Origin of the sequence: Fodinicola acaciae (genome assembly GCF_010993745.1) — a bacterium.
GTDB classification, from domain to species: domain Bacteria; phylum Actinomycetota; class Actinomycetes; order Mycobacteriales; family HKI-0501; genus Fodinicola; species Fodinicola acaciae.
The window spans coordinates 1,191,530-1,214,934 of sequence record NZ_WOTN01000003.1 but is presented as its reverse complement, the minus strand read 5'-3'; the positions used below and the strand labels follow the sequence as shown (position 1 = coordinate 1,214,934).

The 23,405-nt window shown below is 68.2% G+C and carries 25 protein-coding genes and 1 tRNA gene; 13 read left to right on the top strand and 13 right to left on the bottom strand.

The window, feature by feature from the left end:
• The first annotated feature begins 46 nt into the window (after window positions 1-46).
• Window positions 47-1,162 carry a beta family protein gene (locus tag GNX95_RS31935; RefSeq protein ID WP_163511383.1) on the top strand — a complete coding sequence of 372 codons (1,116 nt, stop codon included), beginning with the start codon at window positions 47-49 and terminating at the stop codon, window positions 1,160-1,162.
• A 372-nt stretch (window positions 1,163-1,534) separates the two neighbouring features.
• On the opposite strand, the gene GNX95_RS31930 is transcribed toward GNX95_RS31935, so the two are convergent.
• Window positions 1,535-1,801, bottom strand: a complete 267-nt coding sequence (locus GNX95_RS31930; RefSeq protein WP_163511382.1) for an HNH endonuclease signature motif containing protein — start codon at window positions 1,799-1,801, stop codon at window positions 1,535-1,537.
• 10 nt (window positions 1,802-1,811) lie between these two features.
• Between GNX95_RS31930 and GNX95_RS31925 the strand changes: the two genes are divergently transcribed.
• The 5 genes from GNX95_RS31925 to GNX95_RS31905 all read left to right on the top strand — a co-directional run bounded on the left by GNX95_RS31925 (window position 1,812) and on the right by GNX95_RS31905 (window position 4,769).
• Complete coding sequence (locus GNX95_RS31925; protein ID WP_163511381.1) at window positions 1,812-1,955, top strand: hypothetical protein; 144 nt, start codon at window positions 1,812-1,814, stop codon at window positions 1,953-1,955.
• A 109-nt stretch (window positions 1,956-2,064) separates the two neighbouring features.
• Window positions 2,065-2,286 carry a hypothetical protein gene (locus GNX95_RS31920; protein ID WP_163511380.1) on the top strand — a complete coding sequence of 74 codons (222 nt, stop codon included), beginning with the start codon at window positions 2,065-2,067 and terminating at the stop codon, window positions 2,284-2,286.
• 102 nt (window positions 2,287-2,388) lie between these two features.
• Entirely contained in the window at window positions 2,389-3,156 is a 768-nt protein-coding gene (locus GNX95_RS31915; RefSeq protein WP_281356978.1) for a uracil-DNA glycosylase, read from the top strand.
• Between the two features lie 87 nt (window positions 3,157-3,243).
• Window positions 3,244-4,638: an NAD(P)/FAD-dependent oxidoreductase gene (locus GNX95_RS31910; RefSeq protein ID WP_163511378.1), complete on the top strand. Its 1,395-nt coding sequence runs from the start codon at window positions 3,244-3,246 to the stop codon at window positions 4,636-4,638.
• 48 nt (window positions 4,639-4,686) lie between these two features.
• Window positions 4,687-4,769, top strand: a tRNA-Leu gene (locus GNX95_RS31905).
• A gap of 173 nt (window positions 4,770-4,942) precedes the next feature.
• Here the strand turns inward: GNX95_RS31905 and GNX95_RS31900 are convergent.
• Window positions 4,943-5,803, bottom strand: coding sequence for a helix-turn-helix domain-containing protein (locus GNX95_RS31900; protein WP_163511377.1), 861 nt, complete (start codon window positions 5,801-5,803; stop codon window positions 4,943-4,945).
• 269 nt (window positions 5,804-6,072) lie between these two features.
• Between GNX95_RS31900 and GNX95_RS31895 the strand changes: the two genes are divergently transcribed.
• Together GNX95_RS31895 and GNX95_RS31890 are read left to right on the top strand one after the other, a co-directional pair.
• A complete protein-coding gene (locus GNX95_RS31895; RefSeq protein ID WP_163511376.1) occupies window positions 6,073-6,273 on the top strand; it encodes a hypothetical protein in 201 nt (66 codons plus the stop codon).
• A 164-nt stretch (window positions 6,274-6,437) separates the two neighbouring features.
• Window positions 6,438-7,229, top strand: a complete 792-nt coding sequence (locus GNX95_RS31890) for a hypothetical protein (protein ID WP_163511375.1) — start codon at window positions 6,438-6,440, stop codon at window positions 7,227-7,229.
• Window positions 7,230-7,661: 432 nt separating this feature from the next.
• Here GNX95_RS31890 and GNX95_RS31885 read toward each other — a convergent pair whose 3' ends face one another.
• The 3 genes from GNX95_RS31885 to GNX95_RS31875 all read right to left on the bottom strand — a co-directional run bounded on the left by GNX95_RS31885 (window position 7,662) and on the right by GNX95_RS31875 (window position 9,444).
• Complete coding sequence (locus tag GNX95_RS31885) at window positions 7,662-8,003, bottom strand: hypothetical protein (protein WP_163511374.1); 342 nt, start codon at window positions 8,001-8,003, stop codon at window positions 7,662-7,664.
• A 65-nt stretch (window positions 8,004-8,068) separates the two neighbouring features.
• Window positions 8,069-8,920, bottom strand: coding sequence for a DMT family transporter (locus GNX95_RS31880; protein ID WP_163511373.1), 852 nt, complete (start codon window positions 8,918-8,920; stop codon window positions 8,069-8,071).
• The gene (locus GNX95_RS31875; protein ID WP_163511372.1) at window positions 8,917-9,444 is read right to left on the bottom strand and encodes a CGNR zinc finger domain-containing protein; all 528 of its coding nucleotides are present in this window, start codon (window positions 9,442-9,444) and stop codon (window positions 8,917-8,919) included. The genes GNX95_RS31880 and GNX95_RS31875 overlap by 4 nt, the downstream gene beginning before the upstream one ends.
• Before the next feature lie 167 nt (window positions 9,445-9,611).
• Here GNX95_RS31875 and GNX95_RS31870 point away from each other — a divergent pair, with 167 nt between their 5' ends.
• Window positions 9,612-10,448, top strand: a complete 837-nt coding sequence (locus GNX95_RS31870) for a Bax inhibitor-1/YccA family protein (RefSeq protein ID WP_163511371.1) — start codon at window positions 9,612-9,614, stop codon at window positions 10,446-10,448.
• Window positions 10,445-10,744, top strand: coding sequence for a hypothetical protein (locus GNX95_RS31865; RefSeq protein WP_163511370.1), 300 nt, complete (start codon window positions 10,445-10,447; stop codon window positions 10,742-10,744). Before GNX95_RS31870 ends, GNX95_RS31865 begins: the two co-directional genes overlap by 4 nt.
• 86 nt (window positions 10,745-10,830) lie before the next feature.
• On the opposite strand, the gene GNX95_RS31860 is transcribed toward GNX95_RS31865, so the two are convergent.
• The 4 genes from GNX95_RS31860 to GNX95_RS31845 all read right to left on the bottom strand — a co-directional run bounded on the left by GNX95_RS31860 (window position 10,831) and on the right by GNX95_RS31845 (window position 15,455).
• A complete protein-coding gene (locus GNX95_RS31860; RefSeq protein WP_163511369.1) occupies window positions 10,831-12,069 on the bottom strand; it encodes a phospholipase D-like domain-containing protein in 1,239 nt (412 codons plus the stop codon).
• A gap of 161 nt (window positions 12,070-12,230) precedes the next feature.
• Complete coding sequence (locus GNX95_RS31855; protein ID WP_163511368.1) at window positions 12,231-13,445, bottom strand: acetyl-CoA C-acetyltransferase; 1,215 nt, start codon at window positions 13,443-13,445, stop codon at window positions 12,231-12,233.
• 64 nt (window positions 13,446-13,509) lie between these two features.
• Window positions 13,510-14,496, bottom strand: coding sequence for an SGNH/GDSL hydrolase family protein (locus GNX95_RS31850; RefSeq protein ID WP_222854078.1), 987 nt, complete (start codon window positions 14,494-14,496; stop codon window positions 13,510-13,512).
• Between the two features lie 122 nt (window positions 14,497-14,618).
• Window positions 14,619-15,455 carry an NAD-dependent epimerase/dehydratase family protein gene (locus GNX95_RS31845; RefSeq protein ID WP_163511366.1) on the bottom strand — a complete coding sequence of 279 codons (837 nt, stop codon included), beginning with the start codon at window positions 15,453-15,455 and terminating at the stop codon, window positions 14,619-14,621.
• Between the two features lie 101 nt (window positions 15,456-15,556).
• Between GNX95_RS31845 and GNX95_RS31840 the strand changes: the two genes are divergently transcribed.
• Window positions 15,557-16,390, top strand: a complete 834-nt coding sequence (locus tag GNX95_RS31840; protein ID WP_163511365.1) for a helix-turn-helix transcriptional regulator — start codon at window positions 15,557-15,559, stop codon at window positions 16,388-16,390.
• A 525-nt stretch (window positions 16,391-16,915) separates the two neighbouring features.
• On the opposite strand, the gene GNX95_RS31835 is transcribed toward GNX95_RS31840, so the two are convergent.
• Window positions 16,916-17,485 carry a hypothetical protein gene (locus GNX95_RS31835; RefSeq protein WP_163511364.1) on the bottom strand — a complete coding sequence of 190 codons (570 nt, stop codon included), beginning with the start codon at window positions 17,483-17,485 and terminating at the stop codon, window positions 16,916-16,918.
• 268 nt (window positions 17,486-17,753) lie between these two features.
• Here GNX95_RS31835 and GNX95_RS31830 point away from each other — a divergent pair, with 268 nt between their 5' ends.
• A complete protein-coding gene (locus GNX95_RS31830) occupies window positions 17,754-18,125 on the top strand; it encodes a hypothetical protein (RefSeq protein WP_163510243.1) in 372 nt (123 codons plus the stop codon).
• Here the strand turns inward: GNX95_RS31830 and GNX95_RS31825 are convergent.
• Together GNX95_RS31825 and GNX95_RS31820 are read right to left on the bottom strand one after the other, a co-directional pair.
• On the bottom strand, window positions 18,119-20,026 hold the full coding sequence (locus GNX95_RS31825; protein WP_163511363.1) for an N-acetylmuramoyl-L-alanine amidase: 1,908 nt from the start codon (window positions 20,024-20,026) through the stop codon (window positions 18,119-18,121). The two genes, GNX95_RS31830 and GNX95_RS31825, sit on opposite strands and share 7 nt — an antisense overlap.
• Before the next feature lie 84 nt (window positions 20,027-20,110).
• Entirely contained in the window at window positions 20,111-21,514 is a 1,404-nt protein-coding gene (locus GNX95_RS31820) for a glycoside hydrolase family 43 protein (protein ID WP_163511362.1), read from the bottom strand.
• 191 nt (window positions 21,515-21,705) lie between these two features.
• Between GNX95_RS31820 and GNX95_RS31815 the strand changes: the two genes are divergently transcribed.
• Entirely contained in the window at window positions 21,706-23,073 is a 1,368-nt protein-coding gene (locus GNX95_RS31815; RefSeq protein WP_163511361.1) for a cystathionine beta-synthase, read from the top strand.
• A 68-nt stretch (window positions 23,074-23,141) separates the two neighbouring features.
• Here GNX95_RS31815 and GNX95_RS31810 read toward each other — a convergent pair whose 3' ends face one another.
• A complete protein-coding gene (locus GNX95_RS31810) occupies window positions 23,142-23,363 on the bottom strand; it encodes a hypothetical protein (protein ID WP_163511360.1) in 222 nt (73 codons plus the stop codon).
• Window positions 23,364-23,405: the final 42 nt, after the last annotated feature.

Here is a 23,405-nt window from a genome sequence, read left to right as displayed (position 1 = left end):
TAATGGCTATGGCAGCCAGACGATCGGACTGGCGTGAGGAGATGCCATGGCTTTACCCGACTTCCGGGTCGTGCTGACCGCGCACAGCAAGCTCGGCGAGCTGACCGCGTTGTCGCATCTGAGCCGGCCGGAGGCGACGGCGATCCAGCCGGTCGCGGTGGTGCTGCCGCGGTTGGTGCCGGAGAGCCGGCTGATGGCGGCTTTCGTGGCCGCCGCGACGGCGCTGGCCGGCTTCGGCCGGCCGCTGATGGTGGACCTGTCGCGGATTCCGGCCGGTCATCCGCTGCGTGCCGAGCCGATGGGGGCATACGACTTCCTCGACAACGAGGTGCGCGACTCGGTCGAGGAGAAGTTCGGCACGGCTGAGCTGCCGACGCTGACGCCGGTGTTCGCCGCCGGCCGCGACCTGGACACGGCCGATGCCGAGGCCGCGCGCCGCGCCGACAAGCGCGACGGCCGCGGCGCCGCGCTGCGGATCGAGGGCCTGACGCGCCGGCCGGCGTACGACTGGGCCGCCGAGCTGGCTCGCCAGTCGGCCGCGCTGGAGATCCCGCCGCAGCGCCTGGACGTGCTGGTCGACGCCGGCTATGTCGACTCCGTGCAGGAGCGCCGCGTCGACCTGGTGTGTGACCTCGTCGCCGCCGTACACCAGGAGCTGCCGGTGCGCTCGGTGACGCTGGTGTCCGGCTCGGTGCCCGCGCGCCGGTTCGTGTCGCAGACCATCATCAAGCCGCGCTACGAACGGCAGTTGTGGTCGGCGTGCGCGAGCTCGCTGTCCGGTGAGCTGCGCTATGGCGACTTCGGGGTGGTCCATCCGCTGCAGGCCGACCAACAGCTGGCCGGACCGGTCACCACCAACCCGTATCTGTTCTACACGGCCGCGCACGGCTCGCTCTATCTCAGCCGGCAACTTCCGCGCGACGACAACGGAAAGATCGTCCGCGGCGGGGGAGCGACGAAGTTCCGGGAGATCGCCAACGAGCTGTCGCGGCAGAGTGAGTACGCCGGCCCGCGCTATTCCTGGGGTGATGCCGAGCTGGCCGGCTGCGCCAACGGGACCGTACAAAACGTCGGCACGGTGACCAGGTGGATCGCCATCGGCACCTCACACCACTGCGCACACCTCGCCGACTCCAGCCGCACCGCCGCTCTGGTCGCCTGACCGGAGCCCCTCGACGCAAGGCCCCCGTACGCCGTCAACCCCCTTGCCCGTACGGGGGCCTTGCCCTGCTCGCCCCGGCCGACCGGCGGCAGCTGCCGGTACGGCCGGGCGTGTCCGGGTTGTTGATCACGGCATTCTCACGCACCTTTGGTGTGCGTGAGAATCCCGTGATCAACAACAGACATCCATTTCAGGTTCGTGACGTGGGCCTGGCGGCGAGCCGGCGGTGGCCGCTGTGCTGGCGTACGAGTCCGCCAGGGGTGCCGGCTGGTGACGTCGGATCGAGAACCGTCGCGGGTCGTTTTCGGTCTGGGCGAACGAAAGTGACCTGCCGTCGGGCGGGTGTTCTCTGTGTGCGGCGCGTACGGCGGCTTAGCAGCGCATTGAATAGCGGGTGTGGCGTATCGGTGTCTGTGTCGGGTCGATGGAGGCGGGTGGGACGAAGTACGGTACGCCGTTGAGCATCTGGATTGTCCATTGGTTGTGGTGCAGGATTTGGTGGTGGGCAAGGCACAGCAGCGTCATGTTGTGCGGTGTGGTTTGCCCGCCGAACTCCCACGGCGTCACATGACGTGCGTCGCACCAGTGCGGTGGGCGGTCGCAGCCGGGGAAGGCGCGGCCGCCGTCGCGCAGGATCAACGCTCGGCGGATGGCGGGCGTCGCCTTGGCGGCGTTCGGTGCTGCGGGTGTCGGTGGTGTCGCGGGGCCGGGCGAAGGCGGACGTGAACGCGTTCAGCTGGACGGCGGTTTCCTGCTCGACCCGGTCCGCGATCACTTTCCCCAGCTCTTTTGACGTCCTCGGGGTGAGCCGACCGCGCCAGGGTGGCCAGTGAGGCTTCGATGCCGTCTCGGTCGGGCCACTCCACCGGCACGACCGACATCGCCGCGATGATTTCCCGTACGTGGCCGGGACTGACCGCACCGGGAACCCGTCGGCGGCGGCGATGCCACGGTTTTCCAACGCCGCCACCGCCGCGACCCAATTCCGCGTACGAGCGCAGATGCGCCTGGCACGCCTGCCGCACAAACGCCTTCACCTGATCGTCACCCAACGCGCGGACCTGCTCGACCGCAGTGTCCACGCTCGTACTCATGTACGAAATACTACCATCCGCGAACGCTGATCCGAATCACTCGATCGACGGTTTTCGGCTTTCTGTTGGAAAATCATGCACCGCCATGCTCCCTCACGACCCAGCTGGCCAACGTTGCGGCAAGATGGGTGCGTGGAGCTGCGCTATCTGAGTGCGCCGGAGCGCGCCGTGCCGGTCGCGAAGTCGCCGGCGGGCGTACGCAGGCTGGCCGGCACGGCGGAAAGCCTCGACGACCTCGACGATGCCGTCGCCTGCTGCCGCGCGTGCCCGCGATTGGTTGCCTGGCGAGAAAAAGTCGCGGTCGAGAAGCGCGCGTCCTTCGCCACCGAGACCTACTGGGGCCGGCCGGCGCCTGGCTTCGGGCCGGCCGACGCGCGGATCGCCGTGCTCGGCCTCGCGCCCGCGGCGCACGGCGCCAACCGTACGGGTCGGGTCTTCACCGGCGACCGCTCCGGCGACTGGCTGTTCGCGTCGATGCACCGCACCGGCCTGGCAAACCAGGCCCTGTCCGTCGATGCCGGCGACGGCCTCGCGCTGATCGATACGCGGGTCGTCGCGGCCGTACGATGTGCGCCGCCGGAAAACAAGCCGACGCCGGCCGAGCGCGACAGCTGCCAGCCGTGGCTGGTGCGCGAGCTGGCGCTGCTCCGGCCGACGCTCAAGGTGATCGTCGTGCTCGGCGGCTTCGGCTGGGCCGCATTGTGGCCGGCTTTGGAGGCGCTGGCGATAAAAGCACCGAAGCCGCGGCCGAAATTCGGCCACGGGGTGGAATTCGACGTGTCCGGGATCACCGTTCTGGGCTGTTTCCACCCGAGCCAGCAGAACACCTTCACCGGCCGGCTCACCGAGCCGATGATGGACGGAGTTTTCCAGCGAGCGGCCAAAATCGCCGCCGGCTGAAGGTGTCGCAGGACATGTGTCGGCCGTTACGTATGACCGCCATCGCTATTGGTCTCCGGCCGCCTGACCTGGACGTACGCTCGAGTCATGAGAAATGGACGGTCACGGATTCTCATCGTCGGTGGCGGTTACGTGGGCATGTACACCGCCTTGCGCCTGCAGAAGAAACTCTCCCGCCGGGAAGCCGAGATCATCGTCGTCGACCCGCAGCCGCACATGACCTACCAGCCGTTCCTGCCCGAGGCGGCGGCCGGCAACATCTCGCCGCGGCACGTCGTCGCGCCGCTGCGCAAGGTGCTGCGGCACAGCACGGTCGTGACCGGCTCGGTCGTCGGCGTCGACCACGAGCGTCGTACGGCCGTCGTGCGGCCGGCCGCCGGTCAGCCGCGCGAGATCAGGTACGACCAGATCGTGCTGGCCGCCGGCTCCATCTCGCGTACGCTGCCGATCCCCGGCCTGAAAGAGAACGCGGTCGGTTTCAAGACCATCGGTGAGGCGATCTACCTGCGCAACCACGTCCTCGGCCAGCTCGACGCGGCCGCCAGCACCGACGACCCGGACGAGCGGCGCCGCGCGCTGACCTTCGTCTTCGTCGGCGGCGGCTACGCCGGCATCGAGGCGATGGCCGAGCTGGAGGACATGGCGCGCGACGCGGTCCGCTACTACCCGGAGCTGTCGCAGAGCGACATGCGCTGGGTGCTGGTCGAGGCCGCGCAGCGGATCCTGCCCGAGGTCGGCCACGAAATGGGTGCGTACACCGTGCAGCGGCTGATCGACCGCGGCATGGACCTGCGGCTCAACACGCGGCTCGACTCGTGCGTCGACGGCCTGGTGAAGCTGTCCGACGGCGAGGCATTCGAGGCCGGCACGATCGTGTGGACCGCCGGTGTGAAGGCCAACCCGGTGCTGCGGCACACCGACTTCCCGCTCGACAACCGCGGCCGGATCACCGCCAACGCGCAGATGCAGGTCGTCGACGCCACCGGCGCGATCGTGCCGGGTGCCTGGGCGGCCGGCGACAACGCCGCGGTGCCCGACCTCGCCGACCCCGACCCGGCCGCCACCTGCGCACCGAACGCGCAGCACGCGGTACGCCAGGCGACCCGGCTCGGCTCCAACATCGCGCTGGTCATCCACGGTGCGGTGCCGCGGCCGTACAAGCACAAGTACGTCGGGTCGGTCGCGAGCCTCGGCCTGCACAAGGGGGCCGCGCGGCTGTTCGGCCTGAAGTTCAAAGGCGTGGTCGCCTGGTTCCTGCACCGCACGTACCACATGAGCCGCGTGCCGACGCTCAACCGCAAGATCCGAGTGATCGCCGACTGGACGCTGGCGCTGTTCCTCAAACGCGAGGTGGTGGCGCTCGGCCAGCTGCACAGCCCGCGTGCCGAGTTCACCGTGGCCGCCACGCCGGACTCGCTCGCCGGGATGCCCCCGGCGCCGCGTGTTCCGGAGCACACTCGAGAGGCGGCCGTCACAAGGTGACCGGTTATGACCCCACGGCACCGGTCGATCGCGTAACGTAACGGCGAGGCCCGGGTGGTGGAACGGCAGACACGGTCGTCTTAAACACGACTGCCTTGACAGGCGTGCGGGTTCGACTCCCGCCCCGGGCACCCGCCCTCTCGGAGACTGTTGGGAACTGAGGCACGCGACAGCCGAGCCCAAACGCCGCCTGCCGGCACCGGACGAAACCCCACCATAGTGCTGCTATTTGGGCTTCCGTCCGGCACCGGCAGGACGACGTTTGGATCTCGACTCTCGCGCACCTCAGTTCCCCAACAGTCTCTCAGATCTGGTCGGCGCGCTTCCTGATCAGCGAGGCGGACTCGGCCGGTGACAGCGCCAGTTTGCGCAGATGGTCGTACGTCGCGTCGAGCCGCGCGACCTCCTGGGCCCCGCTCAGAAGCTGTTGTCCGGTCAGCATCTCGGTGTAGCCGAGCGTGGGGTCCTCGCGCTCGAAGGTCAGGATCGCGAAGCCGTGACGGTCCGCCAGCTCGGCGCCGGCCGCGAACGGCAGGACCTGGACCGTGACGTTCGACAGGCGTGACACGTTCGCGATGTGCCTGAGTTGTTGTCGCAGCACGTCTCGATCGCCGACCTCGCAGTGCAACGCCGCCTCGGAGACGATGGCGTGGAACTTGAGCGGCGCAGGCCGGCGGTGCAACACCTGTTGTCGTCGCAGCCGGGTGGTGACGCGCTGATCGATCCCCGGCTCGTCCGCCTCCCGCCCGACGCTGCTGACCGCGCGCGCGTAGTCCTCGGTTTGGAGCAGGCCGGGAACGAGCAGTGGCTCGAAGTTGCGCAGGAGTGCCGCCTCGGCCTCGTACGCGATGAACGTGACGTATTTGTTCGGCAGCTGGTCGAGGTGGCTCCACCAGGCCGTTTCTCGCAGTTGGCGGGCCATCTCGATGAGCGACGCGCCGGGCTCGCTGTCCACGGACAGCTCGTAGGCCACCAGAATCTCCATGACGTCACCTGGCCTGGCCTTGATCTCGCCGGACTCGATGCGGCTGAGCCGGGCCGGCGAGGAGGCGATCAGCGCGGCCGCCTTCTCCAGGCTGAGGTCGCGTTCCCGCGCCGTACGCAGCTTCTTCAACGCGCGGCCGAGACGGCGCGAGCGTGGCGTCGGCGGACTGAAGCGTGGCATCAGTCGATCTTGACGCATGTGCTGCCACTTCAGCTAACGCTACGTAGTTATGATGTCCTGCACGTGCGTGTGAGCTCATCTTCAGACATCACAGTCAGTGACGGATTTGCCTATCATCAATTGATGTCAGATCATGCTGACCGCGGCGGATTTCGTCGGTCGGCTGAGTGGCCGGCGGATTTGCGTGTCAGGTAAGTGAATCATACGGGCGCCGTATATTCGGCCGGCGTACGAGTAAATATCACTGCTGGGGATCGGGAGGTTCGCGAGTGATCGACCAGCGAAGCGCTCATCGACGGCTCAAGCTGGGAGGCCTTGCCGGCATCGGAATGCTCGGCATGCTTCTGTCCGGCACGTTCGCGGCGCTGGCGCCAAGCGGCGTCGGAATTGCTTTCATTATCGGATTCGCGGTCTGCGCGCTCGGCACGTTGACTCTGGTTGTCCTTTCTTTCTTGCCGGCCGATCGATAGCCGTGTCAAGAAATCCTTGGCAGGCAACGTAAAAGTAAAAACAACTGGTCGCCTGGCGCATGCGCGGATCGCATCCGCATGAATTTGGAAGACCTCGCCACGATGGTGCAAACTCTCCGGTTGGGTACGGGGAGCCCTCACACGATCGAAAAGAGGAAAGCCCAATGGCGCCAACCCAACCGCGCCGGTCCAATATCGTCAGATGGTTAGCCATCTGCGCGTCAATAGCGGCGACAGGTGGCGCCGCGCTGGCCGCGGGAAGCCTGTTCGCCGCGCTTCCCGGCGCGTTCGCCGGCAGGCTTTCCGCCATCCCGCCGGCCGCCTGGCTCGGTGCGTTCCTGCTGCTGTCGATCGGCGGATGCGTCGCCGTGGTGGTCGTGATCCACAAGCAACGAACGGGTCTTCGCGAGCTCGACGAGGCCGTGCACAGCGACTATTCCGACTATCGGCACGCGCCGTACGGCCGGACCGAAACCGGAGGCGATCTGCCCGCGCGGATCGAACGCAGCCGGCAACAGCTGGATCATTATCACGACATCGCGACACATCAGGCTCGCGCTTCTTTCCGGTCGTCGCAAACCGCCATGGGTGTGTGCTTCGGGTGGATGCTCGCCTGGTTCTCGGCCGGTCTCATCGTCACCGACACCGAGACGCGCACCGTGCTGCTCGCGATGGGCTCGGTCGGGGGCACCTTGGGTTTCTTCGTGCACCGCACATATCTGAGCGTGTTTTCGCAGGCGCTCAGCCAACTCAACCACTACGCCGCACAGGCGGCGGACGCGAAGCGGCTCCTGGACGCGGAGCGGCTGATCGACCGGATGACCGCGACCGACCGCGGCGCGGCGTATCTCGAACTGTTTCGCAAGCTCATCGACCAGGCCGCCAACGTGTCCGTACCTGAGCCGCGGCCGCCGATCGCCGACGAGCCGGTCACGATGGCCAACTCCGACAACTGACCCACGTCGTACGGCCGAAACGCGCATGGCCCCATGTGTGCGTCCAGCGCCAATGCCAGGAACTTGATGTCGGCCTCGGTTAGGTCGGTTTGTCGTCGGTTGCGTAATACGGAAGCGCTGGTAGATGCCCTCATTGTTAGGTCGTCGGGCCGTCTGGTGATGGCAACGGAGCATCCCGTGCGTGGTCACCGACAGTCCCGCCCGCCGAGTTCCGGACTCACCAACTCGACGTTGCGGACCTCGACACGCCGAAGGAACAGTCGACAACGTCGAGTTCGCTAACCCAAGGCGCGTTCTCACCGGCAACCCGGTCACTACGAGTCACACCAAACCAGGAGAAGCGATCCGGACGACCTTAAAGTTCCTGGCATTGGCGTCCAGCGCGCGTAAGGACGCTTTGCGACCAGGCTGGGCGTCCACGCGACGCGGCTCCTATCTGGTGGCCACGAGAGCCACTCCGGTCGCAGTGTAGATCAGCAACAAAGCCGCCGAGATCACCAGCGCGACAGTCGGCAGGGTGTTGGACATGCCGGCTTTCCTCGCGCCGACGATGCCGGCTATCGCCAGAGCGACACCGATGAGTGGCCCGGTGAAGATCAGCAGAGGCAACAAAGCACTGAGCGGGCCACCGGTGCGCGAGTTGGCGGCACTGACGCCGCACATGCACAGGCCGACGCCGAGCACGATGCTCCAGATTCCCTGAGATTTCGGCGTTCCATGGATCGGACGCGGCCCGGCCGGTGTCGGATCCGGCGTCGGTGTCTGCTCAGTCATGTGGAGGTCCCTCGATGTCGGCAGTGGCAGCATCGTAGGAAGAGGCACTTGGGACCGGTCCCGGCTCAGGATTGGTTGCGGTCGAAGCGGATGCCGGCGGCGACGGCGAGTATGACGACACCGCCGCCGATGGCGCCGGGGATGGTCGGTGCCTCGTTGAGGATGGCCCAGGTCCACAGCGGTGTGATCGGCGCGTCGAGTACGTCGATGAGTGCGGCGTCCCGTGATGGTACGCGGCTGGAGCCGAGCACCAGGAAAACCCGCCCGAGTCCCAACGTCACGACACCGAACAGCGTACACAGCAGGATTTCGTTCCAGCCAAAGGCGAAACTGGTGACGAAAGGAGCCGCGGCGAGGCTGCTCGCGACGCAGGCGAAAGCCGACGCCGGCAGCATCGGCGTGTCCGGATGAGCCCGCGAGACGAGGATGATGGCCGCGACGCAGAGGGTCATGAAAAACGCCAGCGCCATGCCGAGAACATCGCCGGCACTCACGCCGCGGCCGGTCATGATCGCGACGCCGGCGACCACGGATCCGCCGCACAGCCAGAAAATCCAGGACGGCCGGCGACCGCGGAACAGCATCTGGAAGAGGCCGATGACCAGCGGGATGGTGGCATAGACGACCGAGACGTTGACGACCGAGCCGATCCGGTACGCGACGACCAGGCTGGTCATGCCGAGCGTGAAAAGCGCGGCGACGGCCAGCGCCGGCCAGGAGAAGTTGCCCCGGTCGGTCCATCGCTGCGTCGTGAAAAGCCTTGCCACGAGCCAGATCGCGGCGGCGCCGGACAGGCCGCGGATGAACAGGACGTCCGGCAGCGGCGCGGTCACCGCGCGGGTGAAAAGGCCGACCGTGCTGAAGGACACCGCCGAGCCCAACATCAGCGATATCCCGGAAAGCCGGCGGCCGGTCATGTGGATCCCTTGGTGCGCCGGTGTTGCGCGGCCTTCGCGCGGTTGCCGCAGACTGCCATCACGCACCAGCGCCGGCGCTGGCCGGCGGACAGGTCGACGAACCGGCCGCTGCAGTCGGAGCCGGCACAGATCCGCAGCCGGTTGCGCGTGTCCGTGCCGAAAAGCTCGGCGGCGTCCAGTGCGATCCGGCTGAGTGGACCGGTGTGCGTACGCAGAACCGGTGCACCGGCCCGCATCTCCAGGTGCGGCGGCTCAGTGCGAGCGAGCCAGTGGTTGATGGTTTTCCGCGTGGCGGCGGGAAAGGCGGTGTGGGCGACGACTGACCGTACGCCGGCGTCGATCGCCTCCCGTAACTCGGTCGCCTCCGCCAGCGGTGCGTGGCCTCTCAGACCGGCCGTCGCCAGCCAGTCGTCGAGATCGGCGGAGGAAAGCAGCAGCTCGCGACCGGCCGCATAGCGCTGCTTGCGGGTGTTGACGAAGTCGATGCTCAGCCGCCCGCCATACCAGACCCACTCACGCTCCATAACCACACGATAGGTTACCTCGCCGATAACCGCACGTCCGGTTAGCAAAGTAACCTTGGCCGTACGCAGGACGAACGTCTGGCCAGGATCATCCTGACGGAGCAGTCATCGGCCCGGTTTGGCCGCTATTCTCGGTGGCAGACGGGACGTGACGTGGGGAGGACACGGTGAACAGCAGCAATCCCGCGTTCGGACGGGACCCCTGGGGTGAGCGCCGCGGGGTGAGCAACCCGGTCGGCCAGGGTTACGGCCAGGGCTACGGTTATGGACAACCGGCCGGCCAGGGTTACCCGTACGGCGGCACTATCGCCCAGCCCGGCACGCGCTCCCTGGCCGCCATGACGGTCGAGGACGTGGTGATCCGTACGCTCGGCCTGCTGGCGATCACGGTCGTCACCGCGGCCGCCGCCTGGATCCTGCTGCCGCCGGCGGTGTCCACCTTCGCGCTGGTCGGCGCAGTGGTCATCGGCTTGGTGCTCGGCCTGGTCATCTCCTTCGGCCGGATCACCAACCCGGTGCCGATCATCGCGTACGCGGTGGTCGAAGGCGCACTGCTCGGTGTGTTCAGCCGGGTCTTCGAAAACCTCTACTCCGGCATCGTGCTGCAGGCGGTGGTCGCCACGCTCGCGGTGTTCGGCGGCATGACGCTGCTCTATCGGTTCCGCATCCTGCGCGCCACGCCGCGGTTCGTACGGTGGGTCACCGGTGCGGTCATCGGTGTCGTCGTGCTGATGCTGGTCAACCTCGGCCTCGGCCTGTTCGGCATCGACCTCGGCCTGCGTGCGGCGCCGGGACAGCCGGTCGGCTGGCTGCCGATCGTGTTCAGCCTGGTCTGCGTCGGCCTCGCCGCGCTCACCTTCATCCTGGACTTCGCGGTCGTCGAGGACGGCGTCGCGCGCGGCGTCGAGCGGCGCTTTGCCTGGTATGCGTCCTTCGGCATCCTGGTCGGCCTGATCTGGCTCTACCTGGAGCTGCTCCGGCTGTTCGGTTACGCCAGGCGGTGACCCGACCGGTTGGCCAGCGGCTGCGCGCCGAGACCGACCGGCTGCTCAACGCGACGGCCGGCTGGTCGGCGCGGCGGTGGCGGCCGTACGCCGAGCGGATGCACGCGGCCCTGCAGGAGCTGGCGGACCTGGACGCCGACGCCGAAGGCATCAGCCGCCGCGAGCTGCCGCCGCCGGACAACGACGAGGTGCTGCCGATGCAGCTCGCGGTGCTGGTCGACGACCTGCTGCGCGCGGAGGCCTCCGACCAGACGCTGCGCCGCGCCGTGGAGATCGTCCACTCGATCCGCCGCTAAGTCCGCATGGCCACCATGCGTGCGTCCAGTGCACGCATGGTGGCCATGCGAACAATCCGCCGCAAAGTCCGCAGGCCTGCGGGCGGTCAGCAGGTGCCGGCTTGTTTCGAGTAGTCCTTGTGCGCGGCCACGGTCGCGAAGTTGGCCTGGAAGGCGTCGATGATGTCGGAGTGGCCGCGGATCTTCAGCAGCGTCTCGTCGTTGCTGCGCAGCGCTCCGGTGGTGTAGTTGTAGCTGCCGGTCCACGCCACCCGCTGGTTGGCCGCGCCGTCGTAGTAACCGTCGATCACCAGGTACTTCGAGTGCAGGAAACCGACCTTCTCGGTGTCGTTCTCGTCGTTGTCGTCATTGACCCGGCCGTGGATCGAGTCGACGGTGACGCCGTTGTGCCGGTCGCATTTCTCCAGCGCGGAAATCGCCGTGTCGTCGGAAGCGCCGACGTTGGTGCGTACGACGTGCACCACGCAACCTTGGTCGTCCAGGCTCCACAGCTTCTTCGCCACGTCGACGTCGGACAGCTTGTACATTGCCACGTGAATGGACGTGAGGTGGTCAGGTCCCCAGCCGCCACTGGTGTTTTTCTTCGTACAGTCCACATTGTCGAGGATGCCGAGGATCGTGCTGCCGGACGACCGCGGGAAGAAATAGACCTTGGCGTTGGTGCCGTCGGTCGAGGAGTACGGCGTGGAGTGCACCTGGTCGCGCATCGCGTTGAACCTGGCCACGTACGCGTCGTAGATCGCCGGCTCGTCGACCATCGTGACGGCGTTGTTCCACGCGTTGATGCCGCTGTTGCCTTTGCCGTCGTCGTGCGAGTTCATGTTGGCCGACGACTGGACGAAGACCTTGTCCTTGCCGCCGGTGCTGGAGAACAGCGCGAACTTGTTGTGGTTGATGCCGGAGTCGGGGTCGACGCAGCCGTGCCCGGCGCCGCAGGTGATGGCGTAGGACGGCTTGGACTTGTCGGTGCCGAGCGCGTCCTCCAGCTGGTGCCACGTCGTCGCGGTCGGCTTCGCCTCGGCCGAGTCGGCGACGAACTGTACGTTCACCCCGTTCGCGTGCGCCTGGATGAGCGCGTCACGGTATGCCGAGGAGGCGAACAGGTAGATCGTCAGCCGGATCGTCGAGCCGGCCGGCGCGCCGTGGATCAGGTCGATGATGTGGTTCTGGATGTCGTACTTGTGCGTCGCGTCGGTGGGGTCGTTGAACACCACACCGTCGGCCGGCGCGGCCGCGGCCGGGGTGGCGCCGACCAGGCCGGCAGCCACCGTGACAGCCACCGTGACAGCCGCCGCGGCGGCGGCGAGTAGTCGGAATCTGGCCATGATGATCTCCCTCCGGAAAGAAACTTCCGAGAGGAGTGTGCGCGCCACGCCGTGACATTTCGTTGAGGTCGGCGGCCGCTAGCGGCCAGCCCGCGCCGAGGGTGCCGTTTGCCGGCGAAAGCGTACGAAAAGACCGGCAAAACGTCACCTTCGCGGTGGTTCTACAGCCGCTCGATAATGAGGGCCATTCCCTGGCCGCCGCCGACGCACATGGTCTCCAGGCCGAGCCGCTTGTCGTGGAACTCCAGCGAGTTGAGCAGCGTCGTGGTGATCCGCGCGCCGGTCATGCCGAAGGGGTGGCCGACCGCGATCGCGCCGCCGTTGACGTTGAGCTTCTCCAGCGGAACGCCGAGGTCTTTGTACGACGGGATGACCTGCGCGGCGAAGGCCTCGTTGATCTCCACGAGGTCGATGTCGTCGATGGTCAGGCCGGCCCGCTTGAGCGCCTGGCGTGAGGCCTCGACGGGTCCGTAGCCCATGATCTCCGGCGACAGGCCGGACACGCCGGTCGCGACGATCCTGGCCAGCGGCTTGATGCCGAGCTGGCGCGCCTTGGTGTCGCTCATGACGACGACCGCCGCGGCGCCGTCGTTGAGCGGACAGCAGTTGCCGGCGGTGACCCGGCCATCCGGACGGAACACCGGCTTCAGGCCGGACACGCCTTCCAGCGTCACGCCCGGCCGCGGGCCGTCGTCGCGGTCCATGACGTTGCCGTTGGGCAGCGTGATCGGGGTGATCTCGCGCGACCAGAAGCCGTCCTTGATGGCCTTCTCGGCGAGGTTTTGCGAGCGTACGCCGAACTCGTCCATCTCCTCGCGGCTGACGTTCTTGAGCCGCGCCAGGTTTTCCGCGGTCTGGCCCATCGCGATGTAGATGTCCGGCACCTTGCCGTCCTCGCGCGGGTCATGCCAGTCGGAGCCGCCTTCGGCGGTCCTGGCCGTGCGTGCCTCGGCCTCGGCGAACTCCGGGTTGTGCGTGTCCGGCCACGAGTCGGAGCTGCCCTTGGCAAACCGCGAGACCATCTCGACGCCGGCCGAGATGAACGCGTCGCCCTCGCCGGCCTTGATGGCGTGGAAGGCCATCCGGGTCGTCTGCAGGCTGGAGGAGCAATAGCGCGTCACCGTGGTGCCGGGCAGCGAGTCATAGCCGAGCTTGACCGCCACCACACGCGCCATGTTGAAGCCCTGCTCGCCACCGGGCAGGCCGCAGCCGAGCATCAGGTCGTCGATGGTGGACGGGTCGAGCTGGGGCACCTTGTCCAGCGCGGTCCTGACGATGGTGGCGGTGAGGTCGTCCGGCCGCACCTCGGTCATGGACCCCTTGCCGGCCCGGCCGATCGGCGAACGAGCGGTGGCGACGATCACGGCTTCAGTCATTACTCGAAAGTAACTCGCGCGGCCGCTCAAGTCACGCTCGGAAATGAGGCGTTGCGGCAAAACCTCAGACGCGGGCGGCTTCGGGGGCCGGTGTCGCGGCGGAGCCGAAGCGCGGCAGGCGGATACGTTGACGCAGCTGGCCCCACAGGTCGCGGCGGTCGTCGGAGCCGGCGACGCCGGCGCCGGAGACCTCGGTGCCGGCGGTGGCCACGGCCTGTACGGCGGCCTTCGGCAGCGGCATGACGCCGTCGGCGGCCGGCTCGGTGCCCAGCACGCTCGCGACGACCGCCGGCAGCATCGCCGCGACGGCGAGCGCATAGCCCTCGGCGGACGGATGGAAGCGGTCCGGCGAGAACATCCGGTCGCGCGCGCGTACGAACTGCGGACCGAGCAGGTCGCCGAGCGAGACCGTACGCCCGCCGGCCTCGACCACCGCGATCGTCTGCGCGGCGGCCAGCCGCCGGCTGTCCAGCCGCGCGACCCAGCGCAGCGGCGGATAGATCGGCTCGATGGTGCCCAGGTCGGGACAGGTGCCGACGACGGACCGACAGCCGACCGCGGCCAGGGCACGTACGGCCTGGTCGAGGTGTCCTACGGCCTCGGCCGTACGCGCGCGCGTCGTCACGTCGTTGCCGCCGATCAGGATCATCGCGACATCCGGCCGGTCCGGCAGCACCCGCTCGACCTGGACGGCCAGGTCGGCCGACACCGCGCCGATGACACCGGCGCTGACGACCCGCACCGGCCGCCGCACCTGCTTGGACAGGCCGCCGGCGAGTACGGCGCCGGGCGTGTCCTCGACCCGCTCCACGCCATAGCCGACCGAGGTCGAGTCGCCGAGCACGGCCAGCACCAGCGGCTCACCCGGCAGATCGGCGCCATAGACGCCGTCGGCACTGGGCGGTCCGCCGTACGGCAGCGGCTGGATGACCTTGCGAGCCCAGCTCGCCTCGGCCATCAACAGTCCGTACATGCCGACACCGAGTAACCCCACACCGCCGCCATACGCGGCGGCGGTGGCGATCCGGCGTGCCGTCCGCGCTCTGCTCATCACCCCGCCACCCTTCTGCCTGTCGCTGTGATCACCCTCAAGTGAACTACGTGAGTGCCACAATGATCAGTCATTTATGCGTGTCGCGGCAGTAAAGCTGGCGGTGACGCGGGCGATAGGAGCTAAACCGCTCCGGCCTCGGCGGCGCTCGCGACGGTCGGATAGAGCGGCCGGTATCCGAGCTCACGGCGGATCCGCGCGGTGCTCACGGTGTGTAGCCACGGCGACGGATCGGCCGAACGGTCGGCGTTTTCTGCCCGGTCAGGCAGCGCCAGTCCGTGCAGGGCGAAGACCTCATAGGCCGTCATCGGCGCGTCGTCGGCCAGGTTGTACGTACGTCCGCCGACGCCTTCCGCGCGCAGCGCTCGCATCAGAGCCTGCGCCACGTCGGCGTGGTGCGCGGTGGTGAGCCGCTGGTACGGCGGCCAGCTGCCGAGCATCGCCGCCGCGTCGGCCACGTGCGGATCGCCGTCGCCGTAGACGAACGGCAGCCGTACGATCCGCAGGTCGAGGCCGGCCATCGCCCGCAACCGCCGCTCGGCCTCGGCCTTCGCGGCCGGATACGCGAACAGGTCGGTGCCGACCGGGTCGTCCTCGGTCGCCGGCCGGCCGTAGTCGCAGCCGTCGTAGACGAGGTTGGTGCTGGTGTAGACAAACCGCGTCACGCCGGCCTCCAGCGCCGCGCGCGCGAGTTGTTCGGTGCCGGCGATGTCGACCTCGACGAGTTGGTCGGCGTCCCACGACCGGAACGAGCTCGCGATGTGTACGACCGCCGACACGCCGTCGACCGCGTCGCGTACGGCCGCCGCGTCACGCAGGTCGCCGACGACGACGTCCGCGCCGGCGAGTGCCTTTTCCTTGTCGCGTACGAAAAGCCGGACCGGCTCGGCGGCCGCGAGCATCCGCCGCGCGAACCGGCTGCCGACCTTGCCGGTGGCACCGGTGATCAGAGTTGTCATGCCTCGACCATCGCCGCCTTCCGCGCGGCCCGGTAGAGACCCGCCAAGGCTGGGACCGGCGATCCCTGGCTGAGCCGTCGCGGCCGCGCCAGGATGGTGCCATGGACGCTGCCTCTCTGGCCGATTTCCTGCGCAGACGCCGGGCCGTGCTGCAGCCGGTCGCGGTCGGCCTGCCGGTCGGACGCCGCCGTCGGACACCAGGACTGCGCCGCGAGGAGGTCGCCAACCTGGCCGGCATGTCGTGCGACTACTACACGCGGCTGGAGCAGGCCCGCGGGCCGCGTCCGTCCCGCCAGCTGCTCACCTCGCTGGCTCGCGCGCTGCGGCTCACCGAGGACGAGCGCGACCACCTGTTTCACCTGGTCGGCGAGGAGGCGCCGCGGCTCGGTGCGCCGTCCAGCCACGTACGGCCCGGCGTGCTGCGGATGCTCGACCGGCTCTCCGACGTGGCCGCGATCGTCTGCGACGACCTCGGTTACGTACTCGCCTGGACGCCGGTCTTCGCCGCGCTCGGCCGCGACTATTCGCAGCTGCCGGACGCAGATCGCAACATGCACCTGATGTTCTTCTGTCCGCCGGACGGGCAGGCCAGCCTGGTCATGCGCGACCGCGACTACAACGCGCGCAGCCACGTCTCCGACCTGCGCGCCGCCGTGGCCGCGCATCCGGGTGACCCGCGCGGTCCCGAGCTGGTACGCCGGTTGCGCGCCGGCAGCGCCGACTTCGCGCGGCTGTGGGACGAGCACGAGGTGTCCGTACGCCGGTCGCAGACCAAGACGTTCGTCCATCCCGAGGTGGGGGAGATCCAGCTGGACTGCGAGGTCTTCATGCTGCCGGACGCCGGCCAGCGGCTGATCGTCAACTCCGCCGAGCCGGGCAGCAGCGCCGAACAGGCGCTGGACCTTCTGCGTGTACTCGGCACGCAACGAGCTTAATTGTTGTGTTTTGGGGGTGGTTGCGCCTTCCCGATTGGTGCGCTGGGCGGGTGGGGTTATCGCCTGCGCGGCGGGCGCTCCTGCGCGGAGGGCGACCTCAAGGGGAGGGACGCGCGAGGGTTTGGGTGGTGGTTGGGTTGGGTGCGGCGGGTGCGGTTCTCGAGGTGGGTGGACCGGGATTGTGGCTGGGGCGCCGGCGGTGCCGTGGCGTCTCGGTGGGTGGCGGGCAGGTCCAGTATGTGGGGTTCACAGATGGTGTGAGGGTCGAGTTACGTGCGCTGGACGCACGTAACGGGGCCTTCATGTCATCGCGGCTGCCGGAGGTTGTGGCGGGTGTGACTAGTGAGGCTGATAATGCTGTTGTGACTGCCGGGCGAGAATAAATGCCCGGTTTGATGTCTTGTTAAACAAGTATTACGCACGTAGGCGCGCTCCAGTCGATCGTTTGGCGTCCCGGTGCCCCTCCCTTGAGATCGCGCCAGGCGGTGTTTGGGCTCGGCTGTCGCCGCCCCGCACGAAACCGCCCTAGGATCGACGGAATCGCTCGGCGGTCGCTCGCCGCGTTTCCTCGGTGTGCTGCGGCAGGTTGTCGGAGACCATGTGCGCGCCACTGCCGAGTGGCACCGGAAAGCCTTGCCTCGCCTCGATTTCGGGGTTGATGTGCCGGTGGCACCACAGGTCCAGCGCGCGCATGTGCTGGTCCGGCAGGTCGGCGCCTTTGGGCAGCTCGCAGCGCATGCCGTCGTCGTCGGTCGTCCACGGCTGGTCGAGCGCCGCCCGCCAGCGGCTGACCGCGTCGGAGAACCGGAGGTGCGCCGCCTGGCGGGTGACGTTGAGCGCCGAGCTGACCGACGACCAGCTGGCACCGCTCTCGCGCGCGTGTACGACCGCCTGGGTCAGGACGGCCTGCGCCGCGGTGACCAGGCGCGCGGCCTCCTCCACGTGCCTGGCGTCCGGCGGTGGCTCGGCCGGCACCGGCACCAACCACATCGCGCGGTCGGCGACCTCCTTCGCGGCGGCACTCAGCGCCAGCCGGGCCAGCGCCGCACGAGGCAGCGCCGCGTCGGCCGGACCGTCAAGATCGCGATCGTCCACGCGACCACTGTAGCGTCAAGGGAGACTTGACAGTCGATTCGTGTAATCAGTGATCTTCGTGCGCGTACGTGGGTGACCGTCGGTAGCTGCACGTGCATCGGCCTGTGCATTGGCATGTGCACGCCGCTCTGCTACGGTTGCCGCAAAGTTAGCGGAAGGTGCGTAGGGGGCACCTGGGGGTTGCGGGGGTCCTTGCCAGCAGGTTCATGACGAGACGACGCCCTACCGCTCGGGGTCCCGCGACGGACCACTTCGAAAGGGTCACGGCATGCAACGCTGGGCTCAGCGGTTCATCGGCAACCTGGCCACCGTGCTCACCGCCCTGCAGGGTGCGGTCTGGCTGGTCATCGCCATTCTCGGCGCCGTTCTCCTGCTGCTGGTCGTCGGCGTCGTGCTGCCGGCGGTCTGGTCACGCCGTCGTGAGCGCCGCCGCGCCGCTCAGGCGACGCTGCGGCTCATCCTGGCGGCCTGGCGCCGCGAGCGGACGATGCCGCTGCCGAGGCGCCCCGTCGAGCCGCGTCCGCGCGTACGCCGGCAGGCGGCCCGGCCGCGCGCGGGCAGCCGGCCGCCCGGTGGCTCGCCGCCGCAGCGCCAACCGGCGCCACGACGGCGACGAACACCTGACCGGCGGTTTCAGTAGGGGAGAAGCGTGACGTCGGATGCCTTGACGAACGCGACCCGGTGGTTGAACTGGATCTCCAGATAACGCGTCTTCCCGCGTACGACCGTGTGGTCGCCGGGATACGACGCGTCGATCGTCGGCGCGTAGTAGTAATCCGTCGGCACGCGCCACTCGCCGAGCGCGTATCGCTGGCCGGCCGCGATCGCGTACGGCAGCGGCGTCACCGGCTGCGCCGGCACCGGATTTCCGTTGTACGCGGCCGGTTCCGGATAGGCCGCGCCGAAGACCTGGATGGATGACAGGCCATGCCGCGGCGTCACGGTGAAGCCGGCCGAGGCGTAGGCGGTCGGCGCCTTGCGGGGGTCGAGGAACCAGGCTTTGCGGCCCAGATACCAGATCGCGCTCCAGTCGCCGGACCGGCCGGCCGACGCGAACTGCTGGCCGGCCTCGGCGCGCGCACCCCAGTCGGCGATGTCGTACGCGCCGGCACCGAGGCCGGTGTCGGTGACCAGCGGCGCGTCGGCGGACGGAGATTCGCGCAGGTAGACGACATTCGACGCCTGCGGCGGGCACGGGTTGCCGCTGCCCGACTTGTCGCAGCCGGTGACCGGCGGCTGGTTGGTCGCGAAGTCCGGGGAAATCGTCAGCAGGCCACCGAAACGAGCCGGCCGCGGCGTCGCGTGCAGCAGGTCCATGTAGTGGTTCCAATCCCAGTACGGTCCCGGATCCCAGTGCATGCCCGGAATTTTCGCCGGCACCAGCGCGGGCACGTTGCCGTGCGCCAGAATGTGCCGCCGGTCCAGCGGAATATCGAAGCGCTGCGCGAGATAGCGCACGAGCTTGGCCGACTGGCGATACATCGCCTCGGTGTACCAGGTGGCGCCGGCGGCCGCGAAACCCTCGTGCTCGATGCCGACCGAATGCATGTTGAGATACCAGTTTCCGGCGTGCCAGGCGAGGTCGGAGGTCTTCACCATCTGGGTGATGTGACCGTCGCTGGAGCGCATCACGTAGGTCGACGAGGTTTTCGCCGCCGGGTTCTGGAACCAGCTCACCGTGCCGTTGTAGTAGCCCTCCTGGTCGTGGATGACGATGTACTGGATCTTCAGGTTGGCCGGCCGGTGAGCCCAGTCGTAGTTGCCATATTGCTCTTTGGACGCACCGGTTTGCGTGTACGCGGCTGGCGCGAAGTCACAGTCCACAGTGGACGGACACTCGGTGGTCGTGGAGGTCGTCGAGGCGAGCCGCAGTGCGGCCAGCTGGCCGGTCGCCGGCCGTAGGTCGGTGCCAGCCAACGAAACGTGCTGGCCGTCGTTGGTCTGTCGGCTCGCACCGGTGCGGATCAGGTCGAAGACCTGGTCGGCGAACTGTCGCGCTCCGGTGCCGGTCGTCGCGCCGGAATATCGCGCGACCGCGCCATACCAGTCGCCGGGCTCGGCGCCGGAGAAGCCGAGATCGTGCTGATAGCGCGCCAAAAGCGCGGCGGCGCCGGCGATGTTGGCGGCCGGGTCCGTACGCAGTGCGGCCGGGTCGAGACCGGTCAGGGTGGCCGCTTCCGGCAACGTGCGCATCGACGGCGCGTCGAGTGCCGGCGTGCCGGTGTCCGGAAGTGGTCCGCTCGGCCGGCGTTCGTCGCCGCGCGGATCATCGGCGAACTCGTTGCCGGCCGGCGCGTGCGCGACGACGTAACGCGCGTCGGTGAGGTTCATCGGTCCGAAACCGCCCGCCGAGCTCGGCGATCCGCGGTGGTCGTCCCAGCGCGACTCCAGATACGAGACGCCGAGCAACACCGACACCGGCACGCCGTATTTCTCAGCGGCGGCGGCGAAATCCTGCTGGCGGTCGACCGGTGCGGCGGTGGCCGGCACCGGTGTCAGCAGGGCCAGACCGAGGACGACCGTGCCAAGAAAGCGCCGCATCCGCACCACATCCCGCCGTCAAATGCCGAAATGGACGAAGGGATCGTACGCGATCCCCCGTCCATCCCGGAACGTGCTTCGCCGCTATGCCCAGACCTCCGCGCGGTCGATGCTGATGTATGCCGCGCCGGACTGCGGCGCCTTCTCACCGGTCACGCGCACGGTCAGCGTGTGCTGGCCGCGGCTCAGCTTCGGGCTGATGTAGTTTGGCGCCTGGCCGGTGCGCGGGTTGGCGTAGTAGTCGACCTTCACCTCCGGCCCGCCGTCGATCGAGATGGCAGCGATGCCGTTGCCGGTGTCGCGTACGCTCAGCAGCGCGATTTGCGTGCCGTTGAAACGGAAAGTCGCGGTGTCGCCGGCGTTGTTGCTCCAGTGGTCGTCGCCGCGGAAGCACTGCACGCCGCAGCCGTTGCCGGAGTTCCAGTTGCCGGCATAGGAAACCGCGGCATCGGTGTCGTTGATGACATACGAGCCGGCGCCCGGATCGCCGGACGGCACGGCCACGTCCTGGCCGAGTGCCACCGGCGGATCGATGTATGGCGTGCCGTCGGCGTTCCAGTGCACCTGTTGCGCGCGTGTCGTCCGCCAGTCGTAGGTGTAGGCCGAGCTGTTCTTGGCGTGATAGGCGATCCAGTCCTGCCGGCCGTCCGGTGACGTGAAAAACGAATGGTGGCCCGGTCCGTAGACGCCGGCCGCGTCGTTGCGCTTGAGCAGCGGCGCCGGATGTTTGGTCCAGTTGCTGGCAACCAGCGGATCGGCACCGTTCCTGATGGAGATCATCCAGAGCTGGTAGTCCGGCAGGCCGGTGTCGCAGGTCGAGTACGTCAGGAAAAGCCGGTTGCCGTGCCGGAGGCTGGTCGGTCCTTCGCGTACCGATCCGCAACCGCCGTTGTCCACCGGCAGCGCGACCGGAGTGCCGACCGCGGTCCACGGATTTGTCATCTTCAGCGCGTAGATCTGCTGCGGACCCGTCGGATAGCCGCGACCGGGGCTGGTCCAGCTGAAGTACATCTGTCCATTGTGGACAAACGGCTCACCGTCGATCGCGTAGACACCCTGGTCGGCGATTTTCGCCTTGAAATGATACGGCCCCAGCGGATCGTCGCCGGTCGACTCCAGCACGTACATCCGGTGGTTGGCGTCGACGCCGTCGCTGGCCGTGTAGTAGACGTACCAGTGCTTGCCAAACTTGTAGAGCGCCGGAGCCCAGATCTGGGTGCCGCGGCTCGGATCGTCGTCGGCGCCGCGCCAGATGACGTGCTCCTGAGCGTTGAGCAGGCCGCCGATGCTGCGTGACGACCAGACCGAGAGCCGGTCGCCCTGTGTGGTCGCCAGGTAGTAGCGGCCGCGGTAGACCGTCATCGTCGGGTCGGCGCTGCCGTTGATCGGATTGCGAAACACGGGTCTCCCTGCCGCCGCGGCCGGCGCCGGCGCCACCAGGCCGGCGACCACCAGTGCGAGAGCTAATGCGCTGTAGAGCAGCTTCATCTGGCCTCCAGTAAACACGCCTTGACGAAAGGTGTAGTGCAACGTTGTAAACGGGTCAATCGACACCGGTCTGTGATGCGCCGTATGTGCCGTAACCGCAGGTGGCCACACCTGGACGGTTACTCTGGAGGCAGCGGTCGTCCCGGCATAGTGGCCGGTCCCGCGTATTTCACCGAAAGGTGCGTTTCGTCGTGCGCGTCTACGACTCTCTCATCGACCTGGTCGGCAACACGCCGTTGGTCAAGCTTTCCAGCGTCACCGACGGCATCTCCGCGACGGTGCTGGCGAAGGTGGAGTATTTCAACCCCGGCGGCAGCGTGAAGGACCGGATCGCGTTGCGGATGATCGAGGCGGCCGAGGCGTCCGGCGAGCTCAAGCCCGGCGGCACCATCGTCGAGCCAACCAGCGGGAACACCGGCGTCGGCCTGGCCATCGTGGCGCAGCGCAAGGGCTACAAGTGCGTGTTCGTGTGTCCCGACAAGGTGAGCGCTGACAAGATCAACACGCTGCGCGCGTACGGCGCCGAGGTGGTCGTCGCGCCGACCGCGGTCGCGCCGGAGAACCCGGAGTCCTACTACAACGTCTCCAACCGGCTGCTGCGGGAGATCCCGGACGCCTGGAAACCGGACCAGTACTCGAATCCGGAGGGCCCGCAGTCGCACTATCTGTCGACCGGTCCGGAGATCTGGAAGGACACCGACGGCCGCGTCACGCATTTCGTCGCCGGCGTCGGCACCGGCGGCACGATCAGCGGCACCGGCCGTTATCTCAAGGAGGTCTCCGAGGGTCGCGTACGCGTGGTCGGCGCTGACCCGGAGGGCTCGGTCTACTCCGGCGGCAGCGGCCGGCCGTATCTGGTCGAAGGCGTCGGCGAGGACTTCTGGCCGACCGCGTACGACCCGTCGATCCCGGACGAGATCCGGCCGGTCTCCGATCGCGACTCGTTCCTGATGACGCGCCGGCTGGCCCGTGAGGAGGGCCTGCTGGTCGGCGGTTCGTGCGGCATGGCCGTGGTCGCCGCGCTGGAGGTGGCGCGCGAGGCCGGTCCGGACGACGTGGTCGTGGTGCTGCTGCCGGACGGCGGCCGCGGCTATCTGTCGAAGATCTTCAACGACGACTGGATGGCCGACTACGGTTTCCTCGCGAGCGGTGTCGGCACGACGGTCGGCGATGTGCTCGCGCGTAAGAGCGGGAAGCTGCCGGAGCTGGTGCACGTACACCCCACCGAGACGGTCCGCGAGGCGATCGACATCCTGCGCGAGTATGGCGTGTCGCAGCTGCCGGTCGTCAGCCAGGAGCCGCCGGTGATGGCCGCCGAGGTGGTCGGCACGGTCGTCGAGCGTGACCTGATGGACGCACTGTTCAACGGCCGCGCCGCGCTCGCCGACGGCCTGCAGATGCACATGTCCAAGGCCCTGCCGATGATCGGCGTCGGCGAGCCGGTCTCGGCGGCGGTGCACGCACTGGAGACAGCCGACGCCGCGCTGGTGCACGACGGCGGCCAGCCGCGCAGCGTACTCACCCGCCAGGACCTCCTGGGCTACCTGACCCACGAGTAAACCCCGTCGAGGGTGACGTTTCGACGGCCGTCGCGGCCGGCCTGACCGTCAAGACGTCACCCTCGCGGTCAGGTCGAGCCGAGATGCGTGCGGATGCGGGTGACGGCTCGCCAGGCGGCTTTCTCGGCGTCGTCGAGCTTGCACATGTGGTTGGCGAGCAGGACGAGGTTGACGCGCAGCGTCTTGTCGAGGTCGTCGGGATCCATGGCGGCCAGCGGTGCGAGCGACTGCGCGGCCTCGCGGATCCCTTCCGGTTCGTCCGTCCGCCGGCACCGCAAATGAGTGAACATCCAACCCTCCGTATACTTGTCGGCAACGCTGAGTGCGTCAAG

Excerpts from the sequence above, each read along its gene's own strand:
- GNX95_RS31935 (WP_163511383.1), top strand. The coding sequence starts at position 47 with ATGGCTTTACCCGACTTCCGGGTCGTGCTGACCGCGCACAGCAAGCTC.
- GNX95_RS31925 (WP_163511381.1), top strand. The coding sequence starts at position 1,812 with ATGGCGGGCGTCGCCTTGGCGGCGTTCGGTGCTGCGGGTGTCGGTGGT.
- GNX95_RS31910 (WP_163511378.1), top strand. The coding sequence starts at position 3,244 with ATGAGAAATGGACGGTCACGGATTCTCATCGTCGGTGGCGGTTACGTG.
- GNX95_RS31900 (WP_163511377.1), bottom strand. The coding sequence starts at position 5,803 with ATGCCACGCTTCAGTCCGCCGACGCCACGCTCGCGCCGTCTCGGCCGC.
- GNX95_RS31890 (WP_163511375.1), top strand. The coding sequence starts at position 6,438 with ATGGCGCCAACCCAACCGCGCCGGTCCAATATCGTCAGATGGTTAGCC.
- GNX95_RS31885 (WP_163511374.1), bottom strand. The coding sequence starts at position 8,003 with ATGACTGAGCAGACACCGACGCCGGATCCGACACCGGCCGGGCCGCGT.
- GNX95_RS31880 (WP_163511373.1), bottom strand. The coding sequence starts at position 8,920 with ATGACCGGCCGCCGGCTTTCCGGGATATCGCTGATGTTGGGCTCGGCG.
- GNX95_RS31875 (WP_163511372.1), bottom strand. The coding sequence starts at position 9,444 with ATGGAGCGTGAGTGGGTCTGGTATGGCGGGCGGCTGAGCATCGACTTC.
- GNX95_RS31860 (WP_163511369.1), bottom strand. The coding sequence starts at position 12,069 with ATGGCCAGATTCCGACTACTCGCCGCCGCCGCGGCGGCTGTCACGGTG.
- GNX95_RS31855 (WP_163511368.1), bottom strand. The coding sequence starts at position 13,445 with ATGACTGAAGCCGTGATCGTCGCCACCGCTCGTTCGCCGATCGGCCGG.
- GNX95_RS31850 (WP_222854078.1), bottom strand. The coding sequence starts at position 14,496 with ATGAGCAGAGCGCGGACGGCACGCCGGATCGCCACCGCCGCCGCGTAT.
- GNX95_RS31845 (WP_163511366.1), bottom strand. The coding sequence starts at position 15,455 with ATGACAACTCTGATCACCGGTGCCACCGGCAAGGTCGGCAGCCGGTTC.
- GNX95_RS31840 (WP_163511365.1), top strand. The coding sequence starts at position 15,557 with ATGGACGCTGCCTCTCTGGCCGATTTCCTGCGCAGACGCCGGGCCGTG.
- GNX95_RS31830 (WP_163510243.1), top strand. The coding sequence starts at position 17,754 with ATGCAACGCTGGGCTCAGCGGTTCATCGGCAACCTGGCCACCGTGCTC.
- GNX95_RS31825 (WP_163511363.1), bottom strand. The coding sequence starts at position 20,026 with ATGCGGCGCTTTCTTGGCACGGTCGTCCTCGGTCTGGCCCTGCTGACA.
- GNX95_RS31820 (WP_163511362.1), bottom strand. The coding sequence starts at position 21,514 with ATGAAGCTGCTCTACAGCGCATTAGCTCTCGCACTGGTGGTCGCCGGC.
- GNX95_RS31810 (WP_163511360.1), bottom strand. The coding sequence starts at position 23,363 with ATGTTCACTCATTTGCGGTGCCGGCGGACGGACGAACCGGAAGGGATC.